Below are 11,075 nucleotides of genomic sequence, written 5' to 3'. Positions count from 1 at the left end.
TAAAGACGTTAAGCGTACTCAGCGAGATTATACATTAGGCTTTAAATTATCTATTGTTGAGCAAGTAGAAAAAGGCGACTTCACCTATAAACAAGCGCAAAGTCATTACGGTATTCAAGGCCGCAGTACCGTTCTGGTATGGCTGCGAAAACATGGTAAATTAGATTGGTCTAAACCAACTTATATAGCCAACATGCCTAAATCGAAAGAAACCCCAGCACAAAAAATTAAACGTTTAGAGCGCGAGATAGAAGAGTTACGCCTAAAGGATTTAATCAAAGATGAAATGATTAATATTATGGATGAAGAATATGGAGCGGGCTTGCGAAAAAAGTACATATCCGAGCTATCACGCGCGCAAAAGAAAACCATCAAATAAAGCTTACTCCGTTATGCCGTGCATATGGCGTAACGCGACAAGGTTACTATCAAGCTATGCGCAGAATAGATGCTCGGAATAAAGAATTGGAGCCAGTCAAAGAATTAGTGATGTACTGGCGGCAATTCATGCCTCGTATTGGTGGGAAGAAACTTTATCTGATGATAAAGCCAGACCTGCAAGAGCGTGGCATTAAACTAGGTCGTGATTGTTTTTTTGATTATTTGAGAGAGCATGACTTTCTTGTAAAACCAAAGAAAAATTACACTAAAACAACAAACAGTAACCATTGGATGCGCAAGCATCCCAATTTACTAAAGGAATACATGCCTACTGCGGCCGAGGAAGTCTTCGTTAGTGACATTACATACGTAAAGTCAGCGCAAGGCGTGCATTACCTATCGTTAGTCACTGATGCTTACAGTCGAAAAATAATGGGTTATGAGCTGAGTGATGAAATGAAAGCAACCGATGTAGTCAGAGCATTAGAAATGACAATTAAGCAACGCGTATATAAACGTGATGCCATTCATCATTCAGATAGAGGTTTACAATATTGCTCTGAAGTATATCAAAATGCGCTATTAAAAGAGGGCATTAGACCATCGATGACCGATGGGTATGACTGTTATCAAAACGCATTAGCAGAGCGTATTAACGGGATATTAAAGCAAGAGTTTTTACTGTATAAATGTCGCAATATGGCAGAGTTAAAACAGCTCGTTGAAGAATCGATATTTATATACAATGAAATGCGACCGCACTTAAGTTTGGATATGAAAACACCAAATCAAGTGCATAAAAAAGACCTGGCGCTTTCGCACCAAGTCTTTCATTAAAACCGTCAACCTATTTCAGGACGGGACAAAATAATCTTTTTAGTTGCTGTTTTAGGGCATTAGTTACTTGACGATCGCAACTAAAAGTGAAATTATACGTTTAATAAACATACAATAATAAAATAATATGATTCATGTCATCGGAAGATAAACCCGCGGCACCGAGTAAACTAGCGCACCAAAATAAACGTCTTAAAGCGCTATTAGAAAAGTATAAGCAATCTCACCACTTACAAAATGCCCTGATCCAGCTATCAGAGCAAGCAAGCTCTGTTGCCGAATTAACCTTACTTTACCCCGCTATCCATGACATTTTACAAGCATACCTACCTAGTAAAAGCTTTTACGTGGTGCTTGCTAATCAATATACTCATGCCCTGGAACTTTCTTATTTTTGCGATGAAAAAGATGGTATATCAGTCGCCCTCAATCAAGATAATAGTTTTGAAGAAGGCGCTACAGGCTACGTTTATAAGCTTGGCAAAACCACCTGCTTTACCAAACAAGAGATGCAAAGCGCTGCACAAAACGGCTTATTTAAAGCACTAGGCTCACCTGCTGAGTACTGGGTTGGTGTTCCTATCTATCAAGAGCAAAACATTATTGGCGTACTTGCTGCGCAAAGTTACGATAAACACCAAGATTACAGCAGCCAGCAAGTGCACTTACTCGAGGTAATGTCTTTATACTTAGCCACAGCCATAGAGCGAGTTAAAAAAAGAGAGCTGCTCGAATCTGAAGTAAAAATTCGCACCCGCGCGCTCACGCAAAGTAATGATGCGTTAAACCTAGAAATTGAACAACGAAAACGCGCACTACAACGCCAACAAATTTTGTTTAAAATATCGGAGTTGGCAACACAAGCGCAAAACTTAGATGATGCCTATGTAAAAATTCATCAAATAATAAAAACCATTACATACGCAGAAAACTTATACATTGCACTTTATAACAAAGAGACTGGTTGGATTAGCTTCCCGTACTGTGTGGATGAATTTAAAGACAACACCGAGCCGAGGCCGTTTGCAAAAGGTTATAGCGAACTGGTTATTAGCAGCGAGCAGACCCAACTTATTCACCCTAGTAGAGCCAAAGAGCTATTAGAAAGTGGTGATGTACAACGAAATAAACCGGTACCAGAGGAGCAAATGGCCACCAGCTGGCTAGGGGCACCGCTTAAAACATCGCAAGGAGTTATCGGCTTAATTGCATGCCAAGCGTATAATAACAATCATATTTTTAGCAAAGACGACTGCGAGCTTATTACGTTTGTATCACACCAAATTGCCACGGTTTTACAAACAAAATTAGCCACTCAAGCACTTAAATCTAGCCACCAAGAGTTAGAGTATCGAGTTAACGAAAAAACAAAAGAGCTGCAGCAAGCTAACCTACATTTACAAATGCAAATTGATGAGCGTAAAAAAGTAGAGCAACAGCTTTATCATGATGCGCATCACGACTCATTAACGGGCCTGCCTAACCGCAGCTTGTTTTTAACCCAGCTAGAAAAAACACTGCAGCATTACCATCGTTTTCCTGATCATCACTTTGCTGTGTTATTTATTGATTTAGATAAGTTTAAAGATATAAACGATCAACTAGGTCACCATGCCGGCGATCAATTTTTAATAAGTGTGGCTGATTTATTTTCGCATTGTATTCGCGAACACGATTTACTCGCTCGCCTTGGTGGTGATGAATTTGTAATTTTGCTTACCCACTTAACAGAGCTACAACAAGCAGAAGATGTAGCTGATCGCATTATTAATATAATGAAAAAGCCATTTTGCAGCAAAGGTACCTGCATTCAAAGTGGTGCAAGTATTGGTATAACGTACTCAAATTCAAGTTATCTGCATACTGATGAAATTATTCGCGATGCCGATGCTGCTATGTATTATGCTAAAAATGCGGGGCGCGACCGCTATGAGCTGTTCCACCCGTTATTAACGCAAACACTAACAAGCGCAGAATCTCCAGCACAGCACCATCTTGATTCACTCCCGATGAGTTTTAGAAGTGCAGATATTATAAACCTTGATGAACAACAGCAATCAGAATCACTGTTTGAAGCCTTTGGTGAACACCCTGTATTAGGCTATACCAGTTTTGAAGTGCTGAAAAAGTTTGCAACCGATAAAGAGCAGCACCTCCAAGTTGAATTAGAACTATTGCAGCACGCCTACGCCCATGCCTTAGCGGCAAATGTAGCCATGGTATTATTGCCATGCTCAGGGTTACTGTTAGAAGCGCTTGAATTTAATTTATTTACTGAGGTATTAAGTAAGCTGCAAGGGCAAAGCCAACTGTGTTTATTGTTTGACGACCAAGAAATACGTTACGCCTGTGCAACTCAGCTAGAAAACCTTAAAAAGCTCTCGCAGCTTGGCTACAGCATTGGCTTAAATAACTTTGCAAAAGACCGCTGTGAGCTAAATGCACTGACCGACATTACCTTCGATTATGTACTACTTAGCTCAACCTTTAGTAAACGTGTACTGCAACAAGAAAGCTTTAACTTGCAATTACAAGGTGTACTGGCAATCACTCAGCTAAAAGGCATAAAAGTTATTGCCAAAGGCCCTTCTATACTCAACTTTAGAGCCTTACTAGATAAATACGGACTAAACTTATTTGTTGCAAAGCAGCAAGGCTTATCGGAGCCAGTAGCGGCTAATAACAACGCCGCACAGTCTATTAACTAGGTTTTTTCAGCATCGCCCTTAAGTTAGCGACCCGTGCTTGGCCTTTTTCCATGCGCTCAGCTTGCGAGCTTGGGGCTTTTTTGTTTTCAAACGCTAGGTCATCTTGCGGTAACTCTTGCACAAAGCGACTTAGCTCTGTTTGTGAGGTTTCGCCAAACTGACGACGTATTTTTGCATACGTTAGTGTCAACTCTTGCTGGGCCCGTGTGATCCCTACGTATGCTAAACGGCGCTCTTCATCTACGTTTTCTTCATCAATACTTACTTGGTGTGGCAATAACCCCTCTTCCATACCAACCATAAACACATACGGGTATTCTAAGCCTTTAGATGCGTGCAAAGTAAGTAACTGTACCGCATCAGACTCATCTTCTTCCTCGTTACGCTCTAGCATATCGCGAAGCGTTAATTTACTAACCACTTCAGGTAAGGTCATCGGTTCGTTATCGGCATCTCCGGTGAGCATATCGGTGATCCAACGATACAGCTCAGAGACGTTTTTCATGCGCATTTCTGCCGCTTTGGCACTTGGCGATGACTCATACAAATACGCTTCGTAGTTAATATTACGTACCAAGTCTTTTACCGCTTCGAGTGTATCGCTACGCACTGCATTATCTGAAAGCTCAACAACCCAACGTGCAAACCCCGAAAGCGCATTTAAGCCACGCCCTTTAAGGCGGTAGCCTAGGTCGTTATCAAAACAGGTGGCAAATAAGCTTTGGTGTTTTTCGTTTGCAAGAGTGCCTAGCTTTTCAAGTGTAACGGTGCCTATTTCACGGCGCGGCGTATTAACAATGCGTAAAAAAGCGTTATCGTCGTCTTGGTTAACTAACAAGCGTAAATACGCCATAATATCTTTAATTTCTGAGCGCGAAAAAAACGACATTCCGCCACTAATTTTATAGGGGATGCGGTTACTCATTAATGATTTTTCAAAACCGCGCGCCTGGTGATTACCGCGATACAAAATAGCGTAATCTTTATAGCTGGTGCGCTTCATAAATTTATGAGAAATTATTTCAGCAACAACTCGCTCGCACTCATGCTCTTCATCCCTACAGCCAATCACTTTAATCGGCTCACCGTAACCAAGCTCACTAAATAGCTTTTTTTCGATATCGTGCGGGTTATTGGCAATTAAAATATTTGCTGCTTTTAGAATGCGCTGGGCACTACGGTAGTTTTGTTCAAGCTTTATGAGCCTAAGTCCGGGGTAATCTTTACTTAACAGTACCAAGTTTTGGGGGCGGGCTCCGCGCCATGAATAAATAGATTGGTCATCATCCCCTACCACAGTAAAACGCGCTCGCTCGCCTACTAATAACTTAACAAGCTGGTACTGGCTGGTATTGGTATCTTGATATTCATCCACCAGCAAATACCTAAATCGTTGCTGCCAACGCTCTCGTGAGGTGGCATTACTACTCAGTAATAAGGTGGGGATCATTATTAAATCGTCAAAATCCAGTGCGTTATATGCTCGCAGCTGATTTTGATAACGCGCGTAAAGCTGCGCAAATAACGCCTTTTGCGCATCACGTGCTTCGCGTATGGCTTGCTCTGGCAAGATTAATTCGTTTTTCCAGCTGCCTATTTGCATTTTCAATAGATTAAGTAGGTCTTTGTCTTTTTTAAGCTCGTCTTCGGTTAAATCACCTAACAGCTGGTTAGTATCTTGGTCATCAAACAGTGAAAAACCTTCTTTAAAGCCAAGCGTTTTGAGCTCTTTTTTAATTATTTCAAGCCCTAGGGTATGAAAGGTTGATACCCACAGCCCTTTCGCCTCTTGCTTATTAAGCGTTTGTAATACACGCTCGCGCATCTCTTTGGCCGCTTTATTCGTAAACGTTACCGCAGCAATATTACGTGCTTTGTACTCGCACTTTTGCACCAAATAAGCAATTTTGTTAGTGATTACGCGCGTTTTACCTGAGCCTGCACCCGCGAGTACTAAACACGGACCACTAATATATTTTACTGCTTCATCTTGTTTTGGATTGAGTTTCATAACGACCATGGAGTTTTAAAAGGCAGCTAATTTTACCGTAACCACAGATACAGGCATAGCCATTAGATTAATTAATTCCATTGTGGTGATCATGTATTAAATACCTTAGGTATAAGGTAATATGAGTCATTATCATTTTAGGGCAACAGCAAGGGACGATTATGATCAATCCAGCAAAACTTGAAGAAATTGCTAAGCAAATCACCAACAACATGCCGCAAGGTGTAAAAAACCTAGCAGATACACTGGAAGGTAAAACCAAACAAGTTTTACAAAATAAGCTGGCTGAAATGGACTTTGTTAGCCGCGAAGAATTTGATGTACAAAGCCAAGTACTTATTCGTACTCGTGAAAAACTCACTGAGCTTGAAGCAAAAGTTGTGTTACTAGAGCAGCAACTAAATGCTAAAAATAATGCCGAGTAGCACGTATTACGTCTGTATACTCAGCCACAAAAAAAGCAGCCAAGGCTGCTTTTTTGCTTTTAGTTTTAACATTTACCCACTATGTATTAAAAAGTGCATCTAATACATAGTATTGCAGTGGTTGTTGCTGCGCCAAACTTACAGCGCACATTTTTAGCGCCACTTGCTTACCCGTAATGGGTTTATAACGTTTTAAAAAAGGAAGTTGAGTAATAACAGGTAACACAAATGCGCCTATTTGCTCAGCTATTCGTGTATCGTTTCGCTCACCCATTAATAAAGACGGCTGGAATATACTTACTTTTGCAAAGCCCAGCGTTTTTATGTGCTGCTCAAGCTCGCCTTTCATTTTTAAGTAAGGGCTGATACTGTGCGCATTGGCGCCGCTTGATGACACTAAGCAATAATGACTCACTGCATTGTTTGCCGCCATTTGCGCCGCAATAAACTGATAATCAAAATCAACTTTACGCTGCGCCGCGGTTGAGCCAGCCTGCTTTTTAGTAGTGCCCAAACACGAAAAAAACACATCCCCTTTAAATAACGCGCAGTAGTTAGTTAAACAATCAAAATCAATAAGTTGATTAGTGAGCTTAGTATGTTCAACGTCCAGCTTACGGCGAGTTATAGCAATCACATGGCCAAACGCAGGGCTTTGCAGTAAAAGCGTTAATAGCTCACTCCCCACAACCCCTGTTGCCCCTATGATTATCGCCGTTTTAGTCATTGCTTAAATTACTCGCAACCGGCTTTAGCGAGTACATGTGCAACGGCTTTTTTATACACATCGCCTTCTTCATCAGCGCAGGTTACAACCGATGATAAGTCGTGCAAGTGGCCGTTCTCTAATCCATATACCCAACCATGAATCGTGAGCTCTTGCCCTTTATCCCATGCATCTTGAACTATGTTTGTTCTGCACACGTTGCGTACTTGCTCAATAACGTTTAGCTCAATTAAACGACTTAAACGCTGTTGCTCATCCATTGCATTAAGCTGCTCTAAGTGTTTTTCTTTTACATCGCCAACATGGCGTAACCAATTATCAATAAAACCAAATTTGGCGTTATTTAATACCGCTTGTACACCACCACAGCCATAGTGGCCAACCACCATAATATGTTTTACTTTAAGCACCTCTACCGCGTATTGCATTACCGATAAACAGTTATGGTCAGTATGTACCACCACATTAGCTACATTACGGTGTACAAATAATTCACCCGGCAGTAAATCAACAATTTGGTTGGCAGGAACACGGGAGTCTGAACAGCCAATCCACAAGTACTCTGGGTTTTGTTGCATTGATAATATTTTAAAAAACTCAGGGTTGGCTTCGGTTGTACGTGCAGCCCAACGTTTGTTGTTTTCGAATAAATTTTTTAGCTTTCTCATTGCATCTCTTATTTAGGACGGGATAGAAATTACACCCCAAAAAAGACAAATAATGAGCGCCTTTTTAGTTGGTGTTTGCAAGAATTAAAATATTGCGAGGAGTTAATTGTTTCTCACAAAAGGTGGTAACTGAAACGTGATAACCTTGCTGTTGCAAATATAAAGCACGATCGAGCACAAGCCAAACTTCTATTGCTCTTCTAAACACATGTCGAACCAGTTCGATTCGCTCTGTTACTTTTTTACGCGCCTTACCAATTAACAAAAACTTATCGTAATCAGTATCTTGAGGGATACTTATAGACTTTTTATCCCCCGCCCAAGCACAAAACTGTGCAAACGTATCAGAGAACACGGCTTTGTTAACGGAAGGCACACTCACGTAATATTGTTCATGAGTGAGCGACTTTCGAAGTGCGTCAAACCCTAAGCGCCATTCCACCTCAGTTTTTCGTATTTTAGCTACACGTGAAGGAGCTGTAACTGTTTCTTGCAGCGCCAGTTTTAGATCGCGGTGCGTTAAATTAAGCTTACTAGCAAGAGCAAGCTCACTCATTGCCTGATAACAACTATCGGTAAATAAGTGATAACAGCACGGCGAAAAACTAATACGTTTTACCCTAGCGGCGCTGGCGTGCTGCATAAATGTTTGGTGCAATGCGCCACATGCATGCAGTGCAACCGCATGTGTGTCGGTATTAAAAAAATGGCGTGTTTCATCTTCAAGCACATTAGCTTGGCTAAATTTCATCGCTAAACCTTGCTTACGTGCACTGTGCTCTCCTTGCTCGCAAAGGTGCCCTTGTAGCTCAACACTGTGTACGCTTTGCGCGCCGTTATAAGCAAGCATTCGGCCTAAATGCCCTTTACCTGCGCACCATTCAAGTACAGGCTGCGTGTTACTCGTTAATGCTGAAACAAAGTCTTGCAGTTGCTCAAACTTACGCCCTTTAATACCGTTACTTATCCAAAACGGGTATTCAACGCGTTGCTGCTGACTTTTTGGTAAATTGCACAGCTCAGGTAGCTGCTCTACCCCAGCAATAAACGGGCTAAAAAATTGATAAAGCTGTTGCTGATCGTTATCAAGCCTTGCAACATCTTCATCTGATAAGTTATTTAACGCCGCTTGTAGCTCAGGCCACGGTAATTCATCAAAATCAAATGCTGTACATTGCCAATATTCGCGGGTATTCATTAGCACTGCATCGAGTGCTGCAAACTGCTCAGCTAGGTTCATAACAACTTAAAATAGTAAAAAGACGTTTAATTATACCAGTTGCGCAGAGCAGCATTAAGCGGTTATTTTTTTCCAAGTATTAAACGCAAATAAAGGGGGATCGAAATAATACTCACAATAAAGGCGGCTATTAGCATCCACGACAGTTGTAATCGCTCTGGCTCTTGGTATTTATAAACAAACCCAGCTTTGTGCTCGTCAAATTGCGTTTGCTTAATGCCATAATAATCTGCAATTAAGCGCCACTTAGCCATCGACATATTCCCTAAATGTGTCGTAGGGGGCATTATGTAGTCTTTCAATACTTCGGCTTCATAAGCTAGCTGATGAAAACTTTTGTTTGGCGCATACACTTGCTGAGTAATTGCAATGGCTTCATCCATATTCATCATCGCATAGCGCCAACCCTTTAAGCTCGCCTGGTAAAACTTTTCGACCGTTTGCGGGTGCTTTTTAAGCATTGATTCGCTGGTAAATAACACATCACCATACACATCCATGCCATAGCGCTGTGGGCATATAAGGCGGTGCGATACCCCTTGCTGAGTCATAAAGTAAGGCTGAGTGGTGACATACACTTGCATTGCATCAAGTTTGTTTTCTTGCCACGCTTGTAGCGCAGGCTCATCGCCTTCGTATACCTCTAAGGTGGCAATATCAATACCGCTGCGTTTAAGCATAACCAGCAGCTCGGTACTGTCTTTTTTACTCACTTCGGTAATACGTTTAGCGGTAAAATCTCGGGGGTGAAAAATATCAGAGCTGTCTTTTACCATCCAACAGTACGGGGAAAACTGTAAAATAGCCGCCATTGCTACAAACGGTTGGCCGTTTACTCTTTGTTGTAAAATACCCGAATGCGCTACGCCAAATTGGGCTTCTCCACTTGCTACAGGCGTGAAAGTGTCAGGCATTTTAGGATTGGCTTCGCGTATGGTTACATCAAGTCCGGCGTCTTTGTAGTAGCCTTTTTGCTGAGCCATATAATAGCCGGCGAACTGAAACTGGTGGGTCCATTTTAGTTGTAAAGTGACTGATTCTTGAGCCATTAGTTGGCTGCAAAAAAGCAAAATTACAAATATTAATCCTTTAATAAGCAACTGGGTGTTCCAAATAGTAGTCATTAGCTGTAACTATATTTAAAACACACGATAAAGCAAGCATGCAAACGTGCATACTTGCTTATAAAAACCCTAAGCTGAGGCTAAATTGTCAACGTTTGGGCTTTGTGGCTGAGAGGTTAAAAACTGCGTAAAACACGGGTTATGTGTTTCATCTTGTACACTGTAACCTAAGCGGTTTAAGTGCTCGTTAAACATATCAAATTGGCTTGGCTCAATAGCAAAGCCCGCCAGTACATTTCCGATAGAACCCCCATGATTGCGATAATGAAATAAAGTAATATTCCAATTGCTACCTAAGGTATCTAAAAAGCGCGCAAGGGCTCCTGGGTATTCCGGAAATTCAAACCGTAATAACCTTTCGTGTAACTGCTCCGGTGCTTTACCCCCTACCATATAACGTACGTGTAATTTAGCGAGTTCGTTATCTGATAAATCGCAAAATTGGTAGTCGTTGTTAGTTAGGTCTTGTTTTAGCTCGTTGAGTTCTTTCTCACCCTGGCGCAGGGCAATACCTACAAATATTTGCGCTTCACCTGGGCCTGCATAACGGTAGTTAAACTCAGTAATAGCCCGACCACCTAAAGAGGTGCAAAACTGCTTAAAGCTGCCTTTTTCTTCTTTAATGGTCACAGCGAGTAGCGCTTCGTTTTTTTCACCTAGCGCAGTACGCTCAGCCACATAACGTAAGCGATCAAAGTTTAAGTTAGCACCCGAAAGCACCGCTGCTAAATGCAGTCCTTTTAAGCCCGATTGCTGGCTCCACTTTTTAAGCCCTGCGGTTGCAAGTGCACCTGAGGGCTCTGAAATTGCGCGAGTAGAGACAAAAATATCTTGCATGGCGGCACAAATTTCATCGCCACTGACAGTTACAACTTCATCGCAAAATTTTTGCGCTAAGCGAAATGTTTCACTGCCAATAATTTTAACCGCTACGCCATCGGCAAAACTGCCAAC

At 41.6% G+C, this 11,075-nt stretch carries 9 protein-coding genes; 3 read left to right on the top strand and 6 right to left on the bottom strand.

The window, feature by feature from the left end:
- A protein-coding gene (locus L650_RS23620) for an IS3 family transposase (RefSeq protein ID WP_128081048.1) occupies positions 1 to 1,218 on the top strand; the annotation gives its coding sequence in 2 pieces (ribosomal slippage) (positions 1 to 335 and positions 335 to 1,218; 1,219 coding nt annotated over the 2 pieces). This gene is flagged as partial in the annotation.
- 134 nt (positions 1,219 to 1,352) lie between these two features.
- Positions 1,353 to 3,926 carry a diguanylate cyclase domain-containing protein gene (locus L650_RS0107045; RefSeq protein WP_029772667.1) on the top strand — a complete coding sequence of 858 codons (2,574 nt, stop codon included), beginning with the start codon at positions 1,353 to 1,355 and terminating at the stop codon, positions 3,924 to 3,926.
- Here L650_RS0107045 and rep read toward each other — a convergent pair.
- Complete coding sequence (gene rep, locus L650_RS0107040) at positions 3,919 to 5,937, bottom strand: DNA helicase Rep (protein ID WP_004589303.1); 2,019 nt, start codon at positions 5,935 to 5,937, stop codon at positions 3,919 to 3,921. The two genes, L650_RS0107045 and rep, sit on opposite strands and share 8 nt — an antisense overlap.
- Positions 5,938 to 6,098: 161 nt before the next feature.
- Between rep and ubiK the strand changes: the two genes are divergently transcribed.
- The gene (ubiK, locus tag L650_RS0107035; RefSeq protein WP_004589302.1) at positions 6,099 to 6,362 is read left to right on the top strand and encodes a ubiquinone biosynthesis accessory factor UbiK; all 264 of its coding nucleotides are present in this window, start codon (positions 6,099 to 6,101) and stop codon (positions 6,360 to 6,362) included.
- A gap of 79 nt (positions 6,363 to 6,441) precedes the next feature.
- Here ubiK and L650_RS0107030 read toward each other — a convergent pair whose 3' ends face one another.
- The 5 genes from L650_RS0107030 to L650_RS0107010 all read right to left on the bottom strand — a co-directional run.
- Positions 6,442 to 7,089 carry an NAD-dependent epimerase/dehydratase family protein gene (locus tag L650_RS0107030; protein ID WP_029772666.1) on the bottom strand — a complete coding sequence of 216 codons (648 nt, stop codon included), beginning with the start codon at positions 7,087 to 7,089 and terminating at the stop codon, positions 6,442 to 6,444.
- 8 nt (positions 7,090 to 7,097) lie between these two features.
- Positions 7,098 to 7,757 (bottom strand): carbonate dehydratase, encoded by a 660-nt coding sequence (gene can, locus L650_RS0107025; RefSeq protein ID WP_024032154.1) that lies wholly within the window; start codon positions 7,755 to 7,757, stop codon positions 7,098 to 7,100.
- Between the two features lie 64 nt (positions 7,758 to 7,821).
- The gene (locus L650_RS0107020; RefSeq protein ID WP_029772665.1) at positions 7,822 to 8,997 is read right to left on the bottom strand and encodes a methyltransferase; all 1,176 of its coding nucleotides are present in this window, start codon (positions 8,995 to 8,997) and stop codon (positions 7,822 to 7,824) included.
- A gap of 62 nt (positions 8,998 to 9,059) precedes the next feature.
- A complete protein-coding gene (locus L650_RS0107015) occupies positions 9,060 to 10,046 on the bottom strand; it encodes an ABC transporter substrate-binding protein (RefSeq protein ID WP_039972499.1) in 987 nt (328 codons plus the stop codon).
- A gap of 144 nt (positions 10,047 to 10,190) precedes the next feature.
- The coding region (locus L650_RS0107010) for a pyridoxal-phosphate dependent enzyme (RefSeq protein ID WP_128081047.1) at positions 10,191 to 11,075 on the bottom strand (885 nt) is incomplete at its 5' end.

The sequence above is a fragment of the Pseudoalteromonas sp. TB51 genome, assembly GCF_000498055.1.
GTDB classification, from domain to species: domain Bacteria; phylum Pseudomonadota; class Gammaproteobacteria; order Enterobacterales; family Alteromonadaceae; genus Pseudoalteromonas; species Pseudoalteromonas atlantica.
The sequence above is the reverse complement of the archived record's forward strand: the minus strand, read 5'-3'. Positions and strand labels throughout refer to the sequence as shown.